At 63.4% G+C, this 22,423-nt stretch carries 21 protein-coding genes; 18 read left to right on the top strand and 3 right to left on the bottom strand.

Annotated features, from left to right (window positions below; genetic code table 11):
* Positions 1 to 14: 14 nt before the first annotated feature.
* The 7 genes from EOC83_RS13300 to EOC83_RS13270 all read left to right on the top strand — a co-directional run bounded on the left by EOC83_RS13300 (position 15) and on the right by EOC83_RS13270 (position 6,627).
* Entirely contained in the window at positions 15 to 710 is a 696-nt protein-coding gene (locus EOC83_RS13300; protein ID WP_063169453.1) for an aspartate/glutamate racemase family protein, read from the top strand.
* Between the two features lie 95 nt (positions 711 to 805).
* Positions 806 to 1,201: a DUF4345 family protein gene (locus EOC83_RS13295; RefSeq protein ID WP_013529034.1), complete on the top strand. Its 396-nt coding sequence runs from the start codon at positions 806 to 808 to the stop codon at positions 1,199 to 1,201.
* Positions 1,202 to 1,447: 246 nt separating this feature from the next.
* Entirely contained in the window at positions 1,448 to 2,008 is a 561-nt protein-coding gene (locus tag EOC83_RS13290) for a F0F1 ATP synthase subunit delta (RefSeq protein WP_013529035.1), read from the top strand.
* Positions 2,008 to 3,537: a F0F1 ATP synthase subunit alpha gene (atpA, locus tag EOC83_RS13285; RefSeq protein ID WP_013529036.1), complete on the top strand. Its 1,530-nt coding sequence runs from the start codon at positions 2,008 to 2,010 to the stop codon at positions 3,535 to 3,537. The genes EOC83_RS13290 and atpA overlap by 1 nt, the downstream gene beginning before the upstream one ends.
* Positions 3,538 to 3,569: 32 nt before the next feature.
* Positions 3,570 to 4,454: a F0F1 ATP synthase subunit gamma gene (locus tag EOC83_RS13280; protein WP_013529037.1), complete on the top strand. Its 885-nt coding sequence runs from the start codon at positions 3,570 to 3,572 to the stop codon at positions 4,452 to 4,454.
* 70 nt (positions 4,455 to 4,524) lie between these two features.
* A complete protein-coding gene (gene atpD, locus EOC83_RS13275; protein ID WP_027163462.1) occupies positions 4,525 to 6,117 on the top strand; it encodes a F0F1 ATP synthase subunit beta in 1,593 nt (530 codons plus the stop codon).
* A 102-nt stretch (positions 6,118 to 6,219) separates the two neighbouring features.
* A complete protein-coding gene (locus EOC83_RS13270) occupies positions 6,220 to 6,627 on the top strand; it encodes a F0F1 ATP synthase subunit epsilon (protein WP_013529039.1) in 408 nt (135 codons plus the stop codon).
* A gap of 51 nt (positions 6,628 to 6,678) precedes the next feature.
* On the opposite strand, the gene EOC83_RS13265 is transcribed toward EOC83_RS13270, so the two are convergent.
* Positions 6,679 to 8,199 carry a mannitol dehydrogenase family protein gene (locus EOC83_RS13265; protein ID WP_063169452.1) on the bottom strand — a complete coding sequence of 507 codons (1,521 nt, stop codon included), beginning with the start codon at positions 8,197 to 8,199 and terminating at the stop codon, positions 6,679 to 6,681.
* Between the two features lie 95 nt (positions 8,200 to 8,294).
* On the opposite strand from EOC83_RS13265, the gene uxaC reads away from it, so the two are divergent.
* The 8 genes from uxaC to EOC83_RS13225 all read left to right on the top strand — a co-directional run bounded on the left by uxaC (position 8,295) and on the right by EOC83_RS13225 (position 15,543).
* A complete protein-coding gene (gene uxaC, locus EOC83_RS13260) occupies positions 8,295 to 9,755 on the top strand; it encodes a glucuronate isomerase (RefSeq protein ID WP_063169451.1) in 1,461 nt (486 codons plus the stop codon).
* Between the two features lie 33 nt (positions 9,756 to 9,788).
* Complete coding sequence (locus tag EOC83_RS13255) at positions 9,789 to 10,766, top strand: TRAP transporter substrate-binding protein (protein WP_024504231.1); 978 nt, start codon at positions 9,789 to 9,791, stop codon at positions 10,764 to 10,766.
* Positions 10,767 to 10,825: 59 nt separating this feature from the next.
* On the top strand, positions 10,826 to 11,353 hold the full coding sequence (locus EOC83_RS13250; protein WP_013529043.1) for a TRAP transporter small permease: 528 nt from the start codon (positions 10,826 to 10,828) through the stop codon (positions 11,351 to 11,353).
* The gene (locus tag EOC83_RS13245; RefSeq protein ID WP_013529044.1) at positions 11,354 to 12,634 is read left to right on the top strand and encodes a TRAP transporter large permease; all 1,281 of its coding nucleotides are present in this window, start codon (positions 11,354 to 11,356) and stop codon (positions 12,632 to 12,634) included.
* 104 nt (positions 12,635 to 12,738) lie between these two features.
* The gene (locus tag EOC83_RS13240) at positions 12,739 to 13,512 is read left to right on the top strand and encodes a FadR/GntR family transcriptional regulator (RefSeq protein WP_063169450.1); all 774 of its coding nucleotides are present in this window, start codon (positions 12,739 to 12,741) and stop codon (positions 13,510 to 13,512) included.
* Positions 13,513 to 13,534: 22 nt separating this feature from the next.
* Entirely contained in the window at positions 13,535 to 14,386 is an 852-nt protein-coding gene (gene kduI, locus EOC83_RS13235; protein ID WP_063169449.1) for a 5-dehydro-4-deoxy-D-glucuronate isomerase, read from the top strand.
* Positions 14,383 to 15,141, top strand: a complete 759-nt coding sequence (kduD, locus tag EOC83_RS13230; RefSeq protein ID WP_063169448.1) for a 2-dehydro-3-deoxy-D-gluconate 5-dehydrogenase KduD — start codon at positions 14,383 to 14,385, stop codon at positions 15,139 to 15,141. The genes kduI and kduD overlap by 4 nt, the downstream gene beginning before the upstream one ends.
* A gap of 66 nt (positions 15,142 to 15,207) precedes the next feature.
* On the top strand, positions 15,208 to 15,543 hold the full coding sequence (locus EOC83_RS13225) for a cupin domain-containing protein (protein WP_063169447.1): 336 nt from the start codon (positions 15,208 to 15,210) through the stop codon (positions 15,541 to 15,543).
* A gap of 271 nt (positions 15,544 to 15,814) precedes the next feature.
* Here EOC83_RS13225 and EOC83_RS13220 read toward each other — a convergent pair whose 3' ends face one another.
* On the bottom strand, positions 15,815 to 17,236 hold the full coding sequence (locus EOC83_RS13220; protein WP_063169446.1) for a coniferyl aldehyde dehydrogenase: 1,422 nt from the start codon (positions 17,234 to 17,236) through the stop codon (positions 15,815 to 15,817).
* Between the two features lie 448 nt (positions 17,237 to 17,684).
* On the opposite strand from EOC83_RS13220, the gene EOC83_RS13215 reads away from it, so the two are divergent.
* Together EOC83_RS13215 and recQ are read left to right on the top strand one after the other, a co-directional pair.
* On the top strand, positions 17,685 to 18,347 hold the full coding sequence (locus EOC83_RS13215) for a sulfotransferase (protein WP_244514242.1): 663 nt from the start codon (positions 17,685 to 17,687) through the stop codon (positions 18,345 to 18,347).
* On the top strand, positions 18,347 to 20,188 hold the full coding sequence (gene recQ / locus EOC83_RS13210) for a DNA helicase RecQ (protein WP_063169445.1): 1,842 nt from the start codon (positions 18,347 to 18,349) through the stop codon (positions 20,186 to 20,188). Before EOC83_RS13215 ends, recQ begins: the two co-directional genes overlap by 1 nt.
* Before the next feature lie 276 nt (positions 20,189 to 20,464).
* On the opposite strand, the gene EOC83_RS13205 is transcribed toward recQ, so the two are convergent.
* On the bottom strand, positions 20,465 to 21,361 hold the full coding sequence (locus EOC83_RS13205; RefSeq protein ID WP_063169444.1) for a LysR family transcriptional regulator: 897 nt from the start codon (positions 21,359 to 21,361) through the stop codon (positions 20,465 to 20,467).
* A 277-nt stretch (positions 21,362 to 21,638) separates the two neighbouring features.
* On the opposite strand from EOC83_RS13205, the gene EOC83_RS13200 reads away from it, so the two are divergent.
* The gene (locus EOC83_RS13200; protein ID WP_063169443.1) at positions 21,639 to 22,373 is read left to right on the top strand and encodes an SDR family oxidoreductase; all 735 of its coding nucleotides are present in this window, start codon (positions 21,639 to 21,641) and stop codon (positions 22,371 to 22,373) included.
* The last annotated feature ends 50 nt before the right edge of the window (positions 22,374 to 22,423 follow it).

Genomic DNA, 22,423 nt, shown 5'->3' with positions numbered 1-22,423 from the left:
ATGTGGAAACTCATATGAAGACCCTTGGCCTGCTCGGCGGCATGAGCTGGGAATCGACCGCCATCTACTATCGCCTGCTCAACGAGATCGTGCGCGAACGGCTGGGTGGGCTGCATTCCGCGAAACTGCTTCTGTGGTCGTTCGACTTTGCCGAAATCGCCGAGCGGCAGCATCACGGCGACTGGGACGGTGCCGGCGTGCTCCTCGTAGAAGCGGCGCGCAAGCTTGAGGCCGGCGGCGCGGAAGGTCTGCTTTTGTGCACCAACACCATGCACAAACTGGCCGATCAGGTGCAGGCGTCGGTGTCGATCCCGCTGATCCACATCGCCGATGCCACCGCAGTGGCGGTCAAGCGTGCCGGAATGCAGCGTCCGGCGCTGCTGGCGACGCGCTTCACCATGGAGCAGGATTTCTACAAGGGCCGGCTCGCTGACAGATTTGGCTTGGACCCCGTGGTGCCGGATGCGGCCGGGCGCGACATGGTCCATCGCGTCATCTACGACGAGTTGTGCCAGGGCATGGTCAAGGAGACTTCAAAGGCGGCCTATATCGCCGAGACCGAACGCCTGCGCCGCGAAGAGGCGGCCGACAGCGTCATCATGGGCTGCACCGAGATCACCATGCTCATCGGCCAGCAGGATTTCGACATCCCGGTCTTCGACACGACGCGCATCCATGTCGAGGCGGCTGTGGAATTCGCGCTCGGTTGATGCGCGCTGCCTAAAGTACCTGGACCCATCTGGCGCGGGGGCTTTCCTCCGTTAGAATGCCCGGAATTTCAAAACAGGCATCTCGAGGGGACAAGATGGATTTTGCGCTTCCATGGCCGACGAGCCAGGGCGAATGGCTGGCTTGGTCGAGCGCCGTCTTCACGGTGCTGCTCGGGCTTTTGTTCTTCCTGGCGCCGGGTCTCGCCTTTCGTGCCCTGCGCCTGCAGGTCAAGCCAGAGAAGGCTGCGGCGATCGCCGAGGGGCGCGGCAGGATGTCGGGCTTTTATCTGGGTGTCGGCCTGTGCTGTATCCTGCTGGCGCAGCCGCTGATCTACATGGCGCTTGGCTTCTCCTGGCTGTTCACTGCCTTCGGCCGGCTGCTGTCGATGATGTCTGATGGCGCCAACACGCCTTTCAATTGGGTTTCCATTGTGCTGGAATTGGTCCTGGCGGCGTTGCCGCTCGCCTTCGCCTTCGGCTTTCTGCCCTGAATCATTGGGTATTCCGCGATCGAAGACGGGCGACTTTCGCCGGATGCGACAATAGTGCCTGAAAACCATGCGGAACGACGCATTGCGGTCTTAAAATGCCTGTGCTAGACGGCAATCGACTTTCGGCCGGGGATAGCGGAAGCCGCGCCTCCGTGCTCGAAAAAATGCAGTAAGGTCAAAGATTTAGCCAGAGTTTTTGCTCGCGCCAACAATCTACGGCCTGTCAGACAAGAGAAAAGACGGTCCGTGGCTCAATCGTCATCGCCAATCTCAGGTGTCGCAGAACGCTATGCGGGTTCGCTGTTCGAACTCGCCCTGCAGGCAAATTCCGTGGCCAAGGTCGAAGCCGACCTCAACAGTTTCGAAATCATGCTCGCGGGCAGCGCTGATCTCACCCGGCTGATCAACAGCCCGGTGTTCTCCAGCGAGGACCAGGCGAAGGCCATCGCGGCGATCGCCGACAAGGCCGGGATCACCGGCCTCACCGGAAATTTCCTGCGCGTCGTCGCCCGCAACCGCCGGCTGTTCGCCATTCCCGGCATGATCAGGGCGTTCCGCCAGATATCAGCCGAACACCGTGGCGAGACCGCTGCTGAAGTGACGTCGGCTCACGCGCTGACGGCTGTCCAGCAGACCGAACTCAAGGCGGCGCTGAAGAGCGTTGCCGGCAAGGACGTGGCTATCTCCGTCACCGTCGATCCGTCGCTGCTCGGCGGGCTGGTGGTCAAGATGGGCTCGCGCCAGATCGATACGTCGCTCAAAACCAAACTCAATTCGCTCAAGCTTGCACTGAAAGAGGTCGGCTGATGGACATCCGCGCCGCGGAAATTTCCGCAATTCTGAAAGACCAGATCAAGAATTTCGGCAAGGAGGCCGAGGTCTCCGAAGTTGGACAGGTGCTGTCCGTCGGTGACGGTATCGCTCGTGTCTACGGCCTCGACAATGTCCAGGCCGGCGAGATGGTCGAATTCCCCGGCGGCATCCGCGGCATGGCGCTCAACCTCGAAGCCGACAATGTCGGCGTCGTCATCTTCGGCGCCGACCGCGACATCAAGGAAGGCGACATCGTCAAGCGCACCGGCGCCATCGTCGACGTTCCCGTCGGCCCAGGCCTGCTCGGCCGCGTCGTCGATGCGCTCGGCAATCCGATCGATGGCAAGGGTCCGATCAAGGCAGTCGAGCGCAAGCGCGTCGACGTCAAGGCGCCCGGCATCATTCCGCGCAAATCGGTGAACGAGCCGATGTCGACCGGCCTCAAGGCCATCGATGCGCTGATCCCGGTCGGCCGCGGCCAGCGCGAGCTGGTCATCGGCGATCGCCAGACCGGCAAGACCGCCATCATCCTCGACACGATGCTCAACCAGAAGTCGGTGCACGACAACGGCCCCGAGAAGGAAAAGCTCTACTGCGTCTACGTCGCCGTCGGCCAGAAGCGCTCGACCGTCGCGCAGTTCGTCAAGGTGCTGGAAGAGCGCGGCGCGCTCGAATACTCGATCATCATCGCCGCCACCGCTTCCGACCCGGCGCCGATGCAGTTCCTGGCGCCGTTCGCCGGCTGCACCATGGGTGAATATTTCCGCGACAACGGCATGCACGCGCTGATCAGCTATGACGATCTGTCGAAGCAGGCCGTCGCCTATCGCCAGATGTCGCTGCTGCTGCGCCGCCCGCCGGGCCGCGAAGCCTATCCGGGCGACGTGTTCTACCTGCACTCGCGCCTGCTCGAGCGCGCCGCCAAGCTCAACGACGATCTGGGCGGCGGGTCGCTGACCGCTCTGCCGATCATCGAGACGCAGGCCAACGACGTGTCGGCCTACATCCCGACCAACGTGATCTCGATCACCGACGGCCAGATCTTCCTCGAAACCAACCTGTTCTTCCAGGGCATCCGTCCTGCGGTGAACGTCGGTCTATCGGTGTCGCGCGTCGGCTCGGCCGCGCAGATCAAGGCGATGAAGCAGGTTGCCGGCTCGATCAAGGGCGAGCTCGCGCAGTACCGCGAAATGGCGGCCTTCGCGCAGTTCGGCTCGGATCTCGACGCTGCCACGCAGCGCCTGCTCAACCGCGGATCGCGCCTGACCGAACTCCTGAAGCAGCCGCAGTTCTCGCCGCTGAAGACGGAAGAGCAGGTCGCGGTGATCTTCGCCGGCGTCAACGGTTATCTCGACAAGCTGCCGGTCAACCAGGTCGGCAAGTTCGAGCATGGCCTGCTCAGCCACATGCGTGCGGCCGGCAAGGACGTTCTCGACGCCATCCGCAAGGAAAAGGCACTGTCGGACGATCTGCGCGCCAAGCTGAAGGCCGAGATCGACGCTTTCGCCAAGACCTTCGCCTGAGCGAAGCGACAAGACGGGATCAGGTTTGAAGCATGCCTTCATTAAAAGACCTTCGTAACCGTATCGCCTCGGTCAAGGCGACGCAGAAGATCACCAAGGCGATGCAGATGGTCGCCGCGGCGAAGCTGCGCCGTGCGCAAGAGGCTGCGGAAGCGGCGCGCCCCTATTCGGAGCGCATGGGTTCCGTGCTGGCCAACATCACCCAGGCGATCGGCGGCGGTGGCGATGCCCCGGCGCTGATGACCGGCACCGGCAAGGATGATGTGCATCTGCTCGTCGTCTGCACCGCCGAGCGCGGCCTGTGCGGCGGCTTCAATTCGCAGATCGCCCGTCTTGCCCGCGACCACATCCGCAAGCTTTTGGCCGACGGCAAGCAGGTCAAGATCATCTGCGTCGGCAAGAAGGGTTTCGACATCCTGCGCCGCGACTACGCGTCGCTGATCATCGATCGCGTCGATCTGCGCGAGGTCAAGACACTCGGTTTCGTCAATGCCGATGCCATAGCCAAGAAGGTCATCCATCTCTTCAACGAGGGCGGCTTCGACATCTGCACGCTGTTCTATTCGCAGTTCAAGTCTGTGATCAGCCAGATCCCGACCGCGCAGCAGATCATTCCGGCGGGCGTTGCTTCGGCTCAGGCGGAAGTGACGGATGGCGGCAACGCTGTCTATGAATACGAACCGGAGCCGGGCGAAATCCTCTCCGATCTCATTCCGCGCAACATCTCGGTGCAGGTTTTCCGGGCACTGCTCGAAAACGCGGCCGGCGAGATGGGCGCCAAGATGAGTGCCATGGACAATGCGACGCGCAACGCCGGCGAGATGATCAACAAGTTGTCGATCACCTATAACCGCCAGCGGCAGGCGCAGATCACCAAGGAACTGATCGAAATCATTTCGGGCGCCGAGGCGCTCTAGGCGCGGTCCACGGGTTTTTTGCCCGCGACCGGACCGCGTGAGAAACAAAGGACGAAAAAGGGTAAAGACGATGGCGAAAGCAGCGACCCCCCAGAAGGCAGCCCCCAAGGCCGCAGCCGCGAAGGCAGCAGCCCCCGCGAAGGCGGCAAAGGCTCCAGCAGCAGCCGCGAAGGCGGCCCCGGCCAAGGCAGCAGCACCGGCGAAGGCCGCAGCTGCCAAGACATCGGCAGTGGCCAGCAAGGCAACCGGCGTTGTCGGCAAGGTCCGCCAGGTCATCGGCGCCGTCGTCGACGTGCAGTTCGGCGATCACCTGCCGGCGATCCTGAACGCGCTCGAGACGACCAATGTCGGCAACCGTCTGGTGCTCGAAGTCGCCCAGCACCTGGGTGAAAACACCGTGCGCTGCATCGCCATGGACTCGACCGAAGGTCTGGTTCGCGGCCAGGAAGTGCGTGACACCGGCGCGCCGATCACCGTGCCGGTCGGCCCGGGCATGCTCGGCCGCATCATCAACGTCATCGGCGAGCCGGTCGACGAAGAAGGCCCGGTCGACGCGATCGAAATGCGCTCCATCCACCAGCCGGCTCCGACCTATGTCGAGCAGTCGACGGAAGCACAGATCCTGATCACCGGCATCAAGGTGCTCGACCTCCTGGCTCCCTACGCCAAGGGCGGCAAGATCGGCCTGTTCGGCGGCGCCGGCGTCGGCAAGACCGTGCTGATCCAGGAACTGATCAACAACATCGCCAAGGCGCATGGCGGCTATTCGGTGTTCGCCGGCGTCGGCGAGCGCACCCGCGAAGGCAACGATCTGTATCACGAGTTCATCGAATCCGGCGTCAACAAGAAGGGCGGCGGCGAAGGCTCCAAGGCCGCGCTCGTCTACGGCCAGATGAACGAGCCGCCGGGCGCGCGCGCCCGCGTCGGCCTGACCGGCCTGACGGTTGCGGAGTATTTCCGCGACCAGGGCCAGGACGTGCTGTTCTTCGTCGACAACATCTTCCGCTTCACGCAGGCGGGTTCGGAAGTGTCGGCTCTGCTTGGCCGTATCCCGTCGGCGGTGGGCTATCAGCCGACGCTCGCCACCGACATGGGCGCGTTGCAGGAACGCATCACCACCACCACCAAGGGCTCGATCACGTCCGTGCAGGCGATCTACGTGCCCGCCGACGACTTGACCGATCCGGCGCCGGCGACCTCGTTCGCCCACCTTGACGCGACCACGACGCTGAACCGCGCCATCGCCGAAAAGGGCATCTATCCGGCGGTCGATCCGCTGGATTCGACCTCGCGCATGCTCGACCCGCTGGTCGTCGGCGACGAGCATTACGGCGTCGCGCGCCAGGTGCAGTCGATCCTCCAGCGCTACAAGTCGCTGCAGGACATCATCGCCATCCTGGGCATGGACGAGCTGTCGGAAGAAGACAAGCAGACCGTGGCCCGCGCCCGCAAGATCGAGCGCTTCCTATCGCAGCCCTTCTTCGTCGCCGAAGTGTTCACCGGCGCGCCGGGCAAGCTGGTCGACCTCGCCGACACCATCAAGGGCTTCAAGGGCCTCTGCAACGGCGACTACGATCACCTTCCGGAAGCTGCCTTCTACATGGTCGGCGGCATCGAGGAAGCGGTCGAGAAAGCACAGCGCCTCGCGGCTGAAGCGGCGTAATCAAGCGAATAGCGAATAGGGAGTAGCGAATAGGGAATATGGGCCGGCGAATTCTTCTTCTGACTACTCGCTGCTCGCTATTCGCTATTCGCTAAATTGATCATGGCTGAAGCTTTCAAGTTCGAACTGGTCTCGCCGGAGCGCCTGCTTGTTTCCGAGCAGGTTGAATCCGTCGTCATTCCGGGCGCCGAAGGCGAGATGACCGTGATGGCGCATCACGCGCCGGTCATGACCACGATCAAGCCGGGTGTCGTCACCGTGAAGACCGCAGCGGGCGGCGAAGAGCGCTATGTGGTGTTCGGCGGCTTCGCCGACATCGTTCCGGCCGGCTGCACGCTGCTGGCGGAATCGGCTGTCGCGGTGAAGGATGTCGACCGCGCCGATCTCGCGCGCCGCATCCAGGAAGCCAAAGAAGACGCCACTGATGCCAAGGACGACGAGGCTCGCAGCAAGGCGGAACAGTTCCTTAGCCAGCTCACCACGCTGGAAGGCGCCATCCTGCCGGCTTGAAATTCGGTTCGATGAAAGAGTAAAAAGCGGGGCCTTGCCTCGCTTTTTTGTTTAAATGCCCAAGGCTGCGAAAGCCAATGTCGGGCCGTCTCGTCGCAGGTGGACGAGATGCACGGCCACGAGCTCGATCAAGGTCTGGCGCTCGGCATGGTCCTTGGCGAAGCCGGCGAGGTCGAACACAGCGGTCACGGTTTCGTTCGCCGGCAGTTGCTCGCCCAAAAGTGCCGTCAACGCCGCGTCGAGCGGGTCGGTGAAATGGCCCTCCGGCAAGGTTTTTCCTCGTGCGGCGCAAGCAGCGATCCAGGCAGCCACCACCAACGTGAGATGGACCAGCTCGGTACCGGCTTCTAGACATTCGATGGCGGAAGCGACGATGCGCTGCGGCAATTTCTGGCTGCCGTCATTGGCGATCTGAGCCGTACGGTGGGCAAGTGCAGTGTTGGAAAAACGCTCAGCGAGCTCCGCGGTGTAAGCGCTCGGGTCGAGCCCGGCATCCTCGGGCAGGGTCGGGATGGCTTCCGCCCACAATGCATCGACGAATTGCCGGATCGCCGGGTCGGCGAAGGCGCGGTCGACGGTGGCATGACCGCTGAGCAGGCCAAGATAGGCGATGGCCGAATGCGAGCCGTTGAGCAGCCTGAGCTTCATGTCCTCGAACGGGCCGACGTCGCGAACCATGGTGACGCCGAACTGTTCCCAGTCCGGGCGGCCCGCTGGGAAATTGTCTTCGACCACCCATTGGCAGAACGGCTCGGTCATGACAGGCCAAGCGTCCTCGGCACCGAGTTCTTCAGCGATCCGCGCCCGATCGGCATCGGTGGTTGCCGGCACGATGCGGTCGACCATGCTTGAAGGAAAGGCGACCTGATGGGCGATGTGATCGGCAATTCCGACATCATTCGATTGGGCGAGCCCGGCATCTCGCAACTGGGCGAATTCAACCAACAGCCGATGCAGCGTGGCGCCGTTGGCCGGCAGATTGTCGCAACAGAGCACGGTAAAGGGCGGCGTGCCGGCGGCGCGTCGCCGGGCAAGCGCCTCGGTCAGGAAACCATGCGCTGTCTTCGGCATCTGCGGATTGGCCAGATCATGGGCGATATCGGGATGAGCAGCGTCCAATCCGCCGCCAGCCGCCCTCAGATAGGCCTTTTCGGTGATCGTAAGCGTGACGATGCGGGTGCGCGGATCGGTCAGCGCGGCCAGTACCGCGCCCGGATCCTCCGGCGCCACCAGCATCGCGGTAATCGAGCCGATGACCTGAAGTTTTTCGGTTCCACTGCTTCTGATCGCCAGCGTGTAGAGCCCATCCTGCGGCGTGAGTGCGTCGCGCGTGTCGGCGCTGCGCAGCGAAACGCCTGTTATGCCCCAATCCGTCTCGCCGGCCGCCAGGCAATCGTCGACATAGGCGGCCTGGTGGGCGCGATGGAAGGCGCCGACGCCAAGATGCACGATGCCCGGGACGATGCGGCTGCGATCATACGAAGGCGTCGCGATCGAAGCCGGCAGTGCGCGCAACGTCTTCGTGGAAAGGCGTTCGGTCGTCGTGGTGCGACTGGTCTGGTCGGATGACATGAGTGGCCTCGGCAGGGATCGGCAAAGCGGCGTAACATTCGATTTCCCGCCACACAATGGGCCGAAAAGTCATCATACAACAACCTAATTTTTGTATGTTGACATTATTTCTTGCCGCCCCTACCGATAGCGGCCCTGGGAGGATTGCCGTGCCACTGACCGATGCGGATCTGCTGTTTCCCGCCGATGCGCATTCGCGCTCGGTTGCCCGCGATCTCTATGCCGGGATCAAGGACCTGCCCCTGGTCAGCCCGCATGGCCACACCGATCCGCGTTGGTATGCGCTGAACGAGCCTTTTCCGGATCCGGCGCAACTGCTCATCGTTCCGGATCACTACATTTTCCGCATGCTGTTCAGCCAAGGCATCCGCCTTGAGGATCTCGGCGTGGCGACGCTGGACGGCGCGCCGGTCGAGACCGACGGCAGGGCGATCTGGCGGCTTTTTGCCGAGCACTATTATCTGTTTCGGGGTACACCGACCCGGCTGTGGTTCGATCATGTGCTTGCCGATCTGTTCGGCATCGACGAGCCGCTGACCGCAGCGACCGCCGACCGCCACTACGACGCCATCGCGACGCTGCTGCAGTGGGAGAATTTCCGCCCGCGCGCCCTGTTCGAGCGCTTCAACATCGAGGTCATCGCGACCACCGAAGGCGCGCTCGACGATCTCAAATGGCACCAGATGATCCGCGACAGCGGCTGGCAGGGCCGTGTGGTCACCGCTTATCGCCCCGACGCCGTCGTCGATCCCGACTTCGAGGGGTTTTCAACCAATCTCGACCGGCTCGGCGAGATCACCGGCTGCGACACCGGCAGCTGGGCAGGCTATCTCGATGCGCATCGCCAGCGGCGCGCCTTCTTCAAAAGCTTCGGCGCGACCTCGTCCGACCATGGCCATCCGACGGCCGAGACCGCCAATCTTTCGGATGCTGCAGCGCAGGAGCTGTTCAATCGCGTTCGCCGTGGCTCCGACGACGAGCGCGAACGGAAACTGTTCCGCGCCCAGATGCTGACCGAGATGGCCAAGATGAGCCTCGACGACGGGCTGGTGCTGCAGATCCATCCCGGCTCCTGGCGCAATCATTCGTCGGCTGTTTTCCAAAAATTCGGCCGCGACAAGGGTTTCGATATCCCGACCCGGACCGACTATGTGACGGCGCTGAAGCCACTGCTCGACTGCGTCGGACTTGAGCGCGACCTCACAATCGTTCTCTTCACGCTCGACGAAACAAGCTATGCGCGCGAACTGGCGCCACTCGCCGGTGTCTACCCGGCGCTGAAGCTCGGGCCGGCCTGGTGGTTCCACGACAGCCCGGAAGGCATGCGGCGCTTCCGCGAGATGACCACCGAGACCGCCGGCTTCTACAACACCGTCGGCTTCAACGACGACACCCGTGCCTTTCCCTCGATCCCGGCGCGCCACGATGTGGCGCGGCGGGTCGACTGCGCGTTCCTGGCGCGTCTCGTCGCCGAGCATCGGCTGCGCGAGGACGAGGCGCATGAGCTGGCGCGGGAGCTTGCCTATACACTTGCGAAAAAGGCCTACCGGCTCTGAGCCGGGCGTTTTGGTTTTCATAGGGAGGAAGTCATGTTGCATCTTTCGAAATTGACGGCAGTTACATTCGTTTTCGGCTCGTTGCTGGTCGGCATCGCCAACGCCGAAACCGTGCTGCGGTCGTCCGATACCCATCCCGACGGCTATCCAACCGTCGAAGCGGTCAAATATATGGGCGAGCTGATCAAGCAGCGCACCAATGGCCGCTATTCGGTCGAGGTCTATCATTCGGCGCAGCTCGGCGAGGAGAAGGACACGATCGAGCAGACGCAGACCGGCGTCATCGATCTCAACCGCGTCTCGATGGGGCCGTTCAACGGCATCGTTCCGCAAACCGCGGTGCCGTCGCTGCCCTACATGTTCCGCTCCGTCGAGCATATGCGCCATGTCATGGACGGGCCGATCGGGGACGAGATCCTGAAAGCCTTTGAGACTCACGACCTTGTCGGTCTCGCCTTCTACGATTCCGGGGCACGCTCCTTCTACAACACCAAGAAGGACATCACCTCGATGGCCGACATGAAGGGCATGAAGTTCCGCGTCATCCAGTCCGACGTGTTCGTCGACATGGTCAATGCGTTGGGCGCCAACGCCACGCCGATGGCCTATGGCGAGGTCTATTCGGCTTTGCAGACAGGCGTCATCGACGGCGCCGAGAACAACTGGCCGAGCTTCGAATCCGCCAAGCATTTCGAGGTCGCCAAGCATTACACGCTCGACCAGCACCAGATCGTGCCCGAGGTTCTGGTGATGTCGAAGGCGAGCTGGGACAAGCTCGCCCCGGAAGACCAGGCGATCGTGCGGCAGGCGGCCAAGGACAGCGTCGTCAAGATGCGTGAATTGTGGGACGCGCAGGAGAAGAAGTCGCGCGACATCGTCGAGAAAGCCGGCGTCAAGGTCAGTGAGATCGACAAGCAGCCGCTGATCGATGCGATGAAGCCGGTCTACGAGAAATATCTCTCGACCCCCGAGTTGAAAGATCTCGCCGCGCGCATCCAGGCGACCAAATAATCCGTTCGCGGCAATGGTGGCGCGAGCTTGCGCGCCACCGTCCAGTGGGAAGCGCGCATATGAAACCATTCTGGCTGGCAATAGAACGGCTGCTGTCACGGCTGGCGAGGCTTGCGCTGTGGGTCAGCGGCATCGGCCTGACGCTGATGACGGTGATCATCTTCTGGCAGGTGTTCTCACGCTATGTGCTCAACAGTTCGCCAAGCTGGACGGAACCCTTCTCGGTGATTTTGATGGGGTGGTTCATCTTTTTGGGCGCGGCCGTCGGTGTCCGCGAACGCACGCATCTGGGCTTCGATGTGCTGCTCTATTTCCTGCCGCCCGCCGCAAAGGCGGTACTGCGCAGCATTTCGGATGTCGTCGTGCTCGCCTTCGGTCTCGGCATGATCGTCTACGGCGCCCAGCTCACCCGGCTGACATGGAACACGGTGATGCCGTCTCTCGCTTTCCCGGGCGGCGTCAGTTTCCTGCCGGTCATCCTGGGCGGCGCGCTTGTCTGCCTGTTTTCGCTCGAGCGGCTTGCCGGGCGGTTTGCCGGACTGCCGGTCGATGCCGATCAGTACGCCACGGGCGAGGAGGGTCTCTAGATGGCATTGACGGTTCTGTTCGGCACCTTCGTCTTTCTTCTGATCATCGGCACACCGATCGCCTTCTGCCTCGGTGTCGCCAGCTTCGCCACGGTTCTGGTGCTGGGGCTGCCGCCGCTGGTGGTGTTCCAGCGCCTCAACTCCGGTGTCAGCGTGTTTTCGCTGATGGCCATCCCGTTCTTCATCTTCGCCGGTGACCTGATGGTGCGCGGCGGCATTGCCGCTCGCCTTGTTGCGCTCGCCGGGGCGTTGGTCGGCCACCTGAGAGGCGGGCTCGGCCAGGTCAACATCGCCGCCTCGACCATGTTCGGCGGCATTTCCGGCTCGGCGGTGGCCGATGCCTCGGCGGTCGGCGGGCTGATGATCCCGCAGATGAAGGCGCGCGGCTACGGCGTCGATTATGCTGTCAACATCACTTCGGTCGGCGCCATCATTGCGCTGCTGATACCGCCTTCGCACAACATGATCATCTATTCGATTTCGGCCGGCGGCCGGATCTCGATCGCTGATCTGTTCACCGCCGGCATCATACCGGGCCTGCTGCTGGCGCTATCTCTGATGGTCACGGCCTATTGGGTCGCCAGCCGCCGCGCCTATCCGACCGAGCCGTTCGCCGGCTTCGGCAGGGCGCTGCAATTGCTCGTTGCCGCAATTCCCGGGCTGATCCTGATCGGCATCATCTTCGGCGGCGTTCGCTCCGGCGTCTTCACCGCCACCGAAAGCTCCTGCATCGCCATCGTCTATGCTTTCCTGGTGACCCTGCTGATCTATCGCTCCATGAGCTGGAACGACTTCGTCACCGCGACCACCGCTGCCGTGCGCACAACCGCAATGGTGCTGATGATCATCGGCTGCGCCGCCGCCTTTGGCTGGCTGCTGGCCTATCTCCGGGTGCCGGCCGCTCTGGTCGCCTTCCTGCAGTCCGTATCCGACAACAAGCTGGTCATCTTGCTGTTGATCAACGTCGTGCTTCTCATCCTCGGCACGTTCATGGACATGTCGCCGCTGATCATCATCACCACGCCGATCTTCCTGCCGGTGGTCATGGCCTACGGCGTCGATCCGGTGCATTTCGGCGTGATCCTCATTCTCAATCTCGGCATCGGCTTGTGCACACCGCCGGTGGGGGCAGTGCTGTTCGTCAGCTGTGCGATCGGCCGGATCCCGATCTGGACGGCGATGCGTTCGATCTGGCCATTCTATGGGGCGGCTTTCGCTGTGTTGATGCTTGTCACCTACGTGCCGGAAATTTCGTTGTGGTTGCCGCACCTGTTCCACTAGAGCAGTTCACGGGAACGGCGAACTGCTCTAACCCTTTGTTTTGACGCAATTCCGGACGGAAACCGTTTCACATTTTTCCTGGAATTGCTTTAGGAGACCATCACGTGTCCGCTGCATCCGCCGATCTCAGGGTCGAGAGAAAACCCAAGCTGTCGGAGACCGTCGTTGCGGCGATCCGCAAGCAGCTGCAGGCGGGCGAAATCCTGCCTGGCCACAAATTGCCGACCGAGGGCCAGCTGACCGAGACCTTCGGCGTCAGCCGCACCGTCATCCGCGAGGCGCTGGCCAAGCTTGCCGCCGACGGCCTGGTCGAGTCGCGTCAAGGCGCCGGCGTCTTCGTCACCGAGCATATCTCGACGATGTTCGGAGCGCTTGCCGCCGACATGGGAGCCAAGGATTCGATCGCGCTCAACGTGCTCGAGGTACGCTTGGCAATCGAGATCGAGTCGGCCGGGATCGCCGCTATTCGCCGCAACGCCGCGCAGGAGGCGGCGATCCAGGAAGCCTTCTTCGAATTCGAGCGGCTGCTGCTTGCCAGCGAGCCGACCGGCCCGGCCGACCTCGCCTTCCACCGCGCCATCGCCAGCGCGACCAACAACCCGTTCTATGTCGAGATGCTCGACGTGCTCGGCCGGCGCGCCATTCCGTGCGACGTGACCTCGCCCTGGTCGACCGAACTGGCGCAATCCGACAACTACCAGCGCGGGCTGCAGCGCGAACATCTGGTGATCCTCAATGCGATCACATCGGGCGATGCCGAAGCGGCGCGCGAGGCAATGCGCGCGCACCTCACAGCCAGCCAGCAGCGCTACCGCGAACGCCTGCATGCGCGGCAGGCTTTCTATGCCAGTTCGGTCAGGGCCGCCGCCGGCGAATGACCCATTTCAAGTCAGGACGAAAATGAGCCAGAGCCATACCGATTACACATCCCGCTTTGCCATAGACCCGGTTGCCGCCGCGGCGATGGGAACCGATGAACTCCGTCACAATTTCCACATTGACGGCCTGTTCCAGTCCGGCCGCATCAGCCTGACCTACACCCACTACGACCGCATGATCGTCGGCGGCGCCGTGCCGATAGGCTCGCCGCTCCAACTGGAGGCGATCAAGCCGACCGGCACCAAAGGTTTCCTCGACCGGCGCGAGTTGATCGCCGTCAACATCGGTGGCGTGGGCGTCATCACGACCGGCGGCCAACCTCATGAATTGCAGGCGCGCGACATGCTCTATCTCGGCATGGGCACACAGGATGTGTCCTTCGCCTCAGCGGATGAGGGGGCGCCGGCGAAGTTCTATCTGCTCAGTGCGCCGGCGCATCTGGCTCATCCCAGCCGGCTGATCCGCCTCAGTGACGCCAAGCGCCTCGATCTCGGCAGCAAGGATGCCTGCAACGAGCGTTCGATCTTCCAGTTCATCCATGCCGATGGCGCAAAGACCTGCCAGCTGGTGGTCGGCATGACCCAGCTGGCGCCGGGCTCTATCTGGAACACCATGCCTTGCCATGTGCATGACCGGCGCATGGAGGCCTATCTCTATTTCGACCTGGCCGAGACGGCGCGCGTCTTCCACTTCATGGGCGAGCCGGACGAAACGCGCCATATCGTCATGGCCAACGAAGAGGCCGTGCTGTCGCCGGGTTGGTCGATCCACTCCGGCGCCGGCACTTCCAATTATGCGTTCATCTGGGCGATGGCCGGCGACAATGTCGACTACACCGATGTCGACCCGGTGGCGTTGGGCGATCTGCGGTGAGCGACCCCTTCAGCCTTGCCGGAAAACGTATCCTGGTCACCGGCGCCAACACCGGCATCGGCCAGGGCATCGCCGTATCGATCGCACGCGCCGGCGGCACGGTGATCGGCGTCGGTCGCTCGTCGATGGACGATACGGCCAGAAAGATCGCAACGATGGGCGGGCAATTCGAGGCGGTGAGCGCCGATCTTGCCGACACGTCAGCCGCCGGCCCCTTGCTCGACCGCGTCTGGGACGAAAGCGGCCCGCTCGACGGGCTGGTCAACAATGCCGGCATCATCCGGCGCGCCGATGCCGTCGATCTCAGCGAGGCCGATTGGGACGACGTCATGGACGTCAATCTGAAGACGGTTTTTTTGCTCTGCCAAAGCTTTGCCAGGCGTGCCTTGGCCGCTGAGCGGAAAGGCAAGATCGTCAACATTGCCTCCGTGCTGAGCTTTCAGGGCGGCATTCGCGTGGCGTCCTACACCGCCTCGAAGCATGGCGTGCTCGGCATCACCCGGCTGCTTGCCTGCGAATGGGCGCAAAAAGGCATCAACGTCAACGCTGTCGCGCCAGGCTATATCGAAACCAACAACACGCAGGCGCTGCGCGCCGATCCCGACCGCAGCGCCGCTATCCTGGCGCGCATCCCGGCCGGCCGCTGGGGCGAGGCGGGCGACATTGGCGATGCCGCCGTCTTCCTGCTGGCGCCGGCGTCGAACTACATGCATGGCGCGGTGGTGCCGGTGGATGGTGGCTGGCTGGCACGCTAGGTTTTGACGCAATTCCGAACGGAAACCGTTTCACACTTTTCCTGGAATTGCTCTGAGGAGACGACGATGACCGCAAAGATCTTCGCGCATGCCGGCGAGGGCGCCTGGACGGCGACACCGGACGGCAACAGGCGCCGCATTCTCCTGCACACTGACGAGTTGATGCTGGTCGAATTCGGCTTCGACAAGGGTGGCGTCGGCGCCCTGCATTCGCACCCGCACGTCCAGGCAAGTTACGTCGCCGAGGGCCGCTTCGAGGTGACCATCGACGGCCGGAGCGAGATCGTTGGGACGGGCGGGAGTTTCATCGTGCCGTCGGGCCTGGTGCACGGGGTCAAGGCGCTCGAAGCGGGGCGGCTGGTCGACAGCTTTGCGCCGCACCGGGCCGATTTCCTCGGCTAGAGCATTTCACCGTTTCACGGAAACGGCGAGCTGCTCTAACTCTTTGTTTTGACGCAATTCTAGACGGAAAACCGCTTCACACTTTTCCTGGAATTGCTCTAACGAGGGGTAAGAGATCGAGCGGGAATGACCCGCACCCCAGAAAGAGGCGCGGGTCTGTTGCCTGGGCGCTTGTGGCGCCGCGGTACTCAAGACATCACCGCAGGATGAGGACCCTGCCGCACCGTGGTGAAGATAGTCTTAATGCACCGGGGCTGCGTAGCTCGGTCGGTCAGGTGATGTGCCGCAGGAGGCTGAAAAGCCGTTCGAACGTCTTGCCGTAGGGCGGGCGCAGCAGGCTTCCCGCGCTCAGCCGCGACTGCATGAAAACCCGTTTCTCCTTGCTGAAGGTGCGAAATCCCCATTCGCCGTGATAGGCGCCCATGCCGCTGGCGCCGACGCCGCCGAAGGGCTGGTTTTCCTGTACCAGATGCAGCATGCAGTCGTTGACGGTGACGCCGCCGGCAATTGTCTCGCGCAGGATGCGTTGACGGTTGCCGCTGTCGCGGCCGAACCAGTAGAGTGCCAGCGGGCGGTCGGCCCCGTTCACATGGGCGATCGCCTCGTCGATCCCGGTGTATTCTACGATGGGCAGCACCGGCCCAAAGATCTCTTCGCGCATCAGCCGCAGGTTTGCGCCGGCATTGCGGACCAGGGTCGGCAGCAACTTCCCGCTATTGGCGTCAAGTTCCTCGCCGGCCGGGTTGATTTCGGTGACATCGGCGCCGGCGTCACGCGCTTCAGTGACCATGTCGCGCAGGCGCTGGTGGTGCCGATCGCTGATGATGGCGGTATAGTCGGGGTTGTCGCGTAGAGTCGGGTAGAGCTTAGCGATCGCCGTTGCGAGCCTGGCAGCGACCGTGCCTGCTTGCCCCTTCGGCACCAGAAGGTAATCCGGCGCGATACAGGTCTGCCCGGCATTCAACAGCTTGCCGTAGGCAATGCTCGATACTGCCGCGTCGAGGTCGCATGACGGATCGAAGATTGCCGGCGACTTGCCGCCGAGTTCGAGCGTGACCGGGGTCAGGTTGGCGGCCGCGGCGATCGCGACCTGGCGTCCGACCGCGGTCGAGCCGGTGAACAGCAAATGATCGAAAGGCATCGATACGAAGGCCTTTCCCATCTCCGCGTCGCCGCTGATGACGCTGAGCTCATCGGGTGCGAAATGCTCGGCAACAAGTTTGGCCAGCAACGCCGAAAAAGCCGGCGTCAATTCGGAAGGTTTTATGAGCACGTGATTGCCGGCCGCGAGTGCCGCGATGACCGGCGCGACGGCGAGCTGGAAAGGATAATTCCAGGGCGACACGATGCCGATGACACCGAGCGGCTGCGGGATGAGGCGATTTCTGCCGGGCAGGAACGGCATGGTGGTGGCAACGCGGCGTTCGCGCATCCAGCCCCTGAGGTGCGACAGCGCGTGGCGGATGCCGGCACGTACGACGAACAGTTCCGCAAGACGCGTCTCATGCGCGGAACGGCCGCCAAAGTCGGTGTCGATGGCGGTGCAGATGTCGGCTTCATGCCGCTCGGTCAGCGCGAGCAGGCGTTTGAGGCGATCCTTGCGAACGTCAAAGTTGGGGAAAGGCTGCGCCTCGAAGGCGGCGCGCTGCAGGTGGAACCGCTCGCCGAGAACATTCTGTCTGGTCTGCAGCATCACGCCCTCCCTGGCTTGCCGGACGGAGCTTACATCGTGGTGCGTGGCGGAATCCAGCGGGGGTGCAGGTGTCCTAGGGGAAGCCGCTTTCGGATGTGCACGGCATCCGGCTGGCAGGCGCCGATGGCCGCATCAACGACAGGTTCCTGCAAAGGGGGCGTTGTGGTTGGATGACGGCTGCGCTACTCCAAAGCGTCACGCCAGAGAGTCGTCTTGACCGGTTTCCACATCCTCTCCAGTCTACGAAATTCCAGCCCGGTGTCCGCCTGATGCTGATGTCGGCGACGAGCATCTTGGCCATGGACCCCAAGCGGCGCGTTCCGCGCCGCGCGGCCCAGCGGAATTGCGGATGAAGGGCGCTCACAGGCTTGAGGCTGCGTTTGGAGCGGCTGCGCGAAGGGTTGTGCGGGAGTTTCTGCGGTTCGTGCCGCTGTCTCTGAGACAGCGCATGCAAAGACGCACATATGCACGCGCGACGCCCGCCAACAGAATTTTCATTTCGGGCTGCGCACGCAGCGGGACGACGCTGACACAGCGGCTGATGAGGTGTTTCGAGGACATTTTCGTCCATCCGCCCGAAGCGCGATACGCAATGCTGGACATGTTGGACCGGCCGGAATCGAACCTCGTCGTCAAGCGCGATGCGCGCGGTTTTGCGCATCTGGCGAAGCTACCGACCTCCATCGGCTTGATCTATTGCGCGCGCCATCCATTCGACACGCTGACAAGTTCGCATCCGCAAACACGCAACCAGCGTCGGTTCCACGTCACGCCGCAACGCTGGCTGACCGAATACGACGCGCTGATCCGGCTGAAGAAGGCACAACCGCACCGGCAGATCCTTTTCGTCCGCTACGAAGACATGATCGGCGCGCCCGATGCGCAGCAGGACAGAATCGCGCAGTCATTCGGACTGACACCGCGCATTCGTTTCAGCGAGGACCCGGACAATCCGATCCGGGTGGCTTCGTTGAGAAAATGGGAACGGAATGAAGAATTCAGGACCTATCTCGGCGGCCTGCCCCCGGCATTTCTCGCCCGCGTCCAGCGTTTCTGCGCCGAGTTCGGCTATGACATGCCAATAAGCACGCCGACCGTGGACGCGCGGTGATGCAGGCACCGGCGGCCCTCGCGACAGAAGAGCTGGATCCCAAGCGGCGCGTGCTGAAGGACGTGTTCGGCTTCGATGATTTTCGCCCCGGGCAGGCCGATGTCATGGACGCGTTGCTGGCCGGGCGTCATGTGCTGGCTGTCATGCCGACTGGTGCCGGCAAATCGCTCTGCTACCAGGTGCCGGCGCTTGTCCTGGGCGGGCTCACCATTGTCGTTTCGCCGCTGGTGGCGCTGATGCAGGATCAGGTCGCCGCCTTGCGGCTTGCCGGCGTGGCCGCCGATACGATCAATTCCTCGATCGACCGCGATGCCAATATTGCCGCATGGCGTCGCGTCGCCTCGGGCCAGACGCGCCTGCTCTATCTCGCGCCGGAGCGGTTGATGACCGAGCGCATGCTCGAGGCGCTGGCCAGGCTCGATATCAGCCTGATCGCCGTCGACGAGGCGCATTGTATCTCGCAATGGGGGCCGGCATTCCGGCGCGAATACGAGGACCTGTCGCGTCTGCGCGGCATCTTTCCCAGCGTGCCGATCATCGCGCTGACGGCAACGGCGGACGAAGGCACGCGCACCGACATCGAATCCCGGCTGTTTGCCGAGCGCGTCGAGACCCTGGTGCTGGGCTTCGACCGGCCGAACATCAAGCTTGCCATCGAGGCCAAGCAGGACAGCAAGCGCCAATTGCTGCGCTTCGTCGAGCGCCATCCCGGCCGCAGCGGCATCGTCTATTGCCTGTCGCGCAAGAAGACGGAGGAGATGGCGGCCTTCCTCGAGAAGAACGGCGTCACCGCGCTCGCTTATCACGCCGGCATGAGCAAGGAGGCGCGTGACGCCAACCAGAACAGCTTCATGACCTTGTCCGGCGTCGTCATGGTGGCGACCATCGCCTTCGGCATGGGCATCGACAAGCCTGACGTCGCCTATGTCTTCCACACCGACATGCCGGGCAGCCTGGAGGCCTACTACCAGGAGATAGGCCGCGCCGGCCGCGATGGGCGGGACGCCGAGGCGCATATGCTGTTCGGCCTGGGCGATATCCGCATGCGCAGGTTGTTCATCGACGACGAGGATGCGCCGCCCGAGCACAAGAGGCGCTCGCATGGCCGGCTCGACACGCTGATAGGCTATTGCGAGACGGCGCAGTGCCGCCGCCAGGTGCTGCTCGGCTATTTCGGCGAGGAAGCGCAGCCCTGCGGCAATTGCGACACCTGCCTCGACCAGGCACCGCGCGCCGATGGCGGAGCCGAGGCTCGGATCATCCTGACGGCGATCGCCCAGAGCGGTGAGCGTTTCGGTGCCGGTCATGTCATCGACATCCTGCTCGGCCATGAAACCGAGAAGGTGCTTGCCAGGAACCACCAGAGGCTCACGAGTTTCGGCAGTGGTCTGGCGCACAAGAAGGATTTCTGGCTATCGCTGATCCGGCAACTCGTCGCCGGCGGGTTCCTGATGCCGGATCCGGCCGGCCATGGCGGCCTCGCCATCGCCGAAAAGGGTCATGCGCTTGGCCGTGGCGAGGTGCCGTTCCATTATCGTGTCGAGGTACGCAGCCGCGCCTTGCGCGGCAAGATGCGCTCGGGGCAGGATCTCGGGCAGTCGGCTGTGGACACCGGGCTACTGGCCGCGCTCAAATCCTTGCGCCTGCGGCTCGCCAAGGAGCGCCAGGTGCCGGCCTATGTGGTGTTCTCGGATCGTACGCTGATCGACATGGCCGAGCGCCGCCCGCACGACCTCGACGCCTTCGCCGAAGTGAATGGGGTTGGGGCGGCAAAGCTCAAGGAATTCGGCCAGGTTTTTCTGAGTGCGATTGCCGAGCACCGGTCGGGTGAGGCGGCCTGAGGTCAGATCAGCGACTGGTCACGCGCCGTGAAGCAGAGGGATCTTCGGAGAAGGCATCCGTTCCGAAACCTCCTGTGCCGCCGCCGCCCATTCCTCCACCGCCCATGCCCCCCAGGGACCGATTAGTTCAACGTTTTCTGGCCGGCCGGTCGACAGATCAGGCCCAGACTGAGGCGTGCATCGACTTCATGGCCGAGCATTTGCAACCGCAATAGATGCCGCTGTCCGCTTGCAGGCACCTATCCACTGCAAGCGTCGCGGGCGACCCGCCGGGCGTCAGTCGCGCGATGTGGACAGTCCCGCGAGAAGCGGAGCGTAGGCGGCGAGCCTGCGGGATACGAACTCAGTGAAGAGCCGCACGCGCTTCGTCTTGCGTGTCTCCCCATGCGTGAGAAGCCAGAGCGTTCCGTACAGGTGCAGGTCGGTGCCCGGCACCCTCACCAGCAGGGGGTCGGCATCTCCGACGAAGCACGGCAGTGTCGTGATCCCGAGACCTTGCCGTACGGCAACGATCTGCGCCTCGGCGTCCGTGATCCTGAATGGAACTCCCGTGGTGCCAACCTCACCCGCGCTGGCCCACTCTGGAATTCCATGAACGCTTATGACGATCCACCGGATGGGATCAGGTGCGCCCGCACGCCACGCGGCCAGGCGATCGCGGGACATGTAGACGCCGCCAAACACCTCCGCTCCCTTCAGTCCGTGAAGATTGAGCGGCAGGTTTTTGCGGTCGTAGACGACGCGGATCGCCACGTCGGCCTCTCGGTTGGTCAGATTTGCCAGCTCGCCGGACGACAAGATTTCCATCTCGATGTCTGGATGCAGGTGCGCGAAATCGGCGAAGTCCGGCATGAGCAGGTGCGTCGCGAGGGGCGGTGCCAGCGTCACCCGCAGAAGTCCGCGTACGCTCTGGTCGCGCCCGAAGACGCGCGTCTCCAGCTGGTGCGACGACGCTTCCATCTGGTTCGCGAGCTCGAGGACCTCCTCGCCCGCAGCGGTCAGGCGGTAGCCCGAAGGCCGCTTTTCGAACATTTGCGCCCCGAGGCGTTCCTCAAGCTGTGCGATGCGTCGCAGCACGGTCGAGTGATTCACCCCGAGCTGCGCGCCGGCAGCCCGCACCGAGCCTCCGCGTGCGACGGCTAGAAAGTAGCGAACGTCATCCCAGTCGATCATGGTGCAATCCGGCACCGCGCGGTGCGCCTTCCAAAGCCCGTATCTAACACATCCTACAGCAGTAGGGGCGGGATATCGTGGCTTGTGTCGACAAGGGCGACGCTATTCCGAACGGCGGACACGGATCGTCGCGGGCTGGCGTCAATCCTGAAAGCGGATCGATTCTGCACCACCGATGTGCGCGCTTCCGCACTCACCGCGCGACCCCGGCGGGCCCATCTAGAGGTTCTCGGGGCGTCCCCGAACGACCAAAGACAGAGCCTGGAAGGATTAAGTCATGGGAAAACTGGATGGTAAGGTTGCGGTTATAACGGGTGGTGCCACCGGCATCGGCCTCGCCGCTGCAAAGCGCTTCATCGAGGAGGGCGCCTTCGTCTTCATCTTCGGCCGCCGGCAGGAAGCGCTAGACGCCGCTGTGGCCGAGCTCGGGCCCAATGCCCGCGCGGTGAAGGGCTCGGTCTCGGATGAGGCCGACCTCGATCGGCTCTACGCGGCGGTGAAGGCCGAGCGCGGAGCCCTCGACATCATCTTCGCCAACGCCGGGGTGGGAAGCCTGCTTCCGCTCGGCAAGCTCACCGCCGGGCACATTGACGAGACCTTCAACACCAATGTGAAGGGTACGATCTTCACGGTCCAGAAGGCGCTGCCGCTGATGGGCGAGGGCGGTTCGATTATCCTGACCGGATCGAGCGCCGGCACCACGGGCGCGCCCGCATTCAGCGTCTATAGCGCGAGCAAGGCGGCCGTGCGCAACCTCGCGCGGACCTGGGCGGAAGACTTGAAAGGCACCGGCATCCGGGTAAACGTGCTGTCGCCCGGGCCGACGGCGACCGAACTCGCGAAGGCAGCGATAGGCGAGGAGGGCTTGAAGGTCTTCGCCTCGATGAATCCGCTTCAGCGTATGGCCGATCCAGCGGAGATCGGGGCGGCGGCTGCGTTTCTCGCGTCGCCCGACAGCAGCTTCATGACTGCCAGCGAGGTCGCCGTCGACGGGGGCTTGGCGCAAATCTGACCCGCTACGCCCCGCCGTTCATTCCATTCGATATCCCGAGCCCGCAGGGC

Origin of the sequence: Mesorhizobium sp. Primo-A (genome assembly GCF_003997175.1) — a bacterium.
Lineage (GTDB): Bacteria > Pseudomonadota > Alphaproteobacteria > Rhizobiales > Rhizobiaceae > Mesorhizobium > Mesorhizobium ciceri.
This window is presented reverse-complemented; position numbering and strand designations above follow the sequence as displayed.

Excerpts from the sequence above, each read along its gene's own strand:
- EOC83_RS13300 (WP_063169453.1), top strand. The coding sequence starts at position 15 with ATGAAGACCCTTGGCCTGCTCGGCGGCATGAGCTGGGAATCGACCGCC.
- EOC83_RS13295 (WP_013529034.1), top strand. The coding sequence starts at position 806 with ATGGATTTTGCGCTTCCATGGCCGACGAGCCAGGGCGAATGGCTGGCT.
- atpA (WP_013529036.1), top strand. The coding sequence starts at position 2,008 with ATGGACATCCGCGCCGCGGAAATTTCCGCAATTCTGAAAGACCAGATC.
- EOC83_RS13280 (WP_013529037.1), top strand. The coding sequence starts at position 3,570 with ATGCCTTCATTAAAAGACCTTCGTAACCGTATCGCCTCGGTCAAGGCG.
- atpD (WP_027163462.1), top strand. The coding sequence starts at position 4,525 with ATGGCGAAAGCAGCGACCCCCCAGAAGGCAGCCCCCAAGGCCGCAGCC.
- EOC83_RS13270 (WP_013529039.1), top strand. The coding sequence starts at position 6,220 with ATGGCTGAAGCTTTCAAGTTCGAACTGGTCTCGCCGGAGCGCCTGCTT.
- EOC83_RS13265 (WP_063169452.1), bottom strand. The coding sequence starts at position 8,199 with ATGTCATCCGACCAGACCAGTCGCACCACGACGACCGAACGCCTTTCC.
- uxaC (WP_063169451.1), top strand. The coding sequence starts at position 8,295 with ATGTTGACATTATTTCTTGCCGCCCCTACCGATAGCGGCCCTGGGAGG.
- EOC83_RS13255 (WP_024504231.1), top strand. The coding sequence starts at position 9,789 with ATGTTGCATCTTTCGAAATTGACGGCAGTTACATTCGTTTTCGGCTCG.
- EOC83_RS13250 (WP_013529043.1), top strand. The coding sequence starts at position 10,826 with ATGAAACCATTCTGGCTGGCAATAGAACGGCTGCTGTCACGGCTGGCG.
- EOC83_RS13245 (WP_013529044.1), top strand. The coding sequence starts at position 11,354 with ATGGCATTGACGGTTCTGTTCGGCACCTTCGTCTTTCTTCTGATCATC.
- kduI (WP_063169449.1), top strand. The coding sequence starts at position 13,535 with ATGAGCCAGAGCCATACCGATTACACATCCCGCTTTGCCATAGACCCG.
- EOC83_RS13225 (WP_063169447.1), top strand. The coding sequence starts at position 15,208 with ATGACCGCAAAGATCTTCGCGCATGCCGGCGAGGGCGCCTGGACGGCG.
- EOC83_RS13220 (WP_063169446.1), bottom strand. The coding sequence starts at position 17,236 with ATGCTGCAGACCAGACAGAATGTTCTCGGCGAGCGGTTCCACCTGCAG.
- EOC83_RS13215 (WP_244514242.1), top strand. The coding sequence starts at position 17,685 with ATGCAAAGACGCACATATGCACGCGCGACGCCCGCCAACAGAATTTTC.
- recQ (WP_063169445.1), top strand. The coding sequence starts at position 18,347 with ATGCAGGCACCGGCGGCCCTCGCGACAGAAGAGCTGGATCCCAAGCGG.
- EOC83_RS13205 (WP_063169444.1), bottom strand. The coding sequence starts at position 21,361 with ATGATCGACTGGGATGACGTTCGCTACTTTCTAGCCGTCGCACGCGGA.
- EOC83_RS13200 (WP_063169443.1), top strand. The coding sequence starts at position 21,639 with ATGGGAAAACTGGATGGTAAGGTTGCGGTTATAACGGGTGGTGCCACC.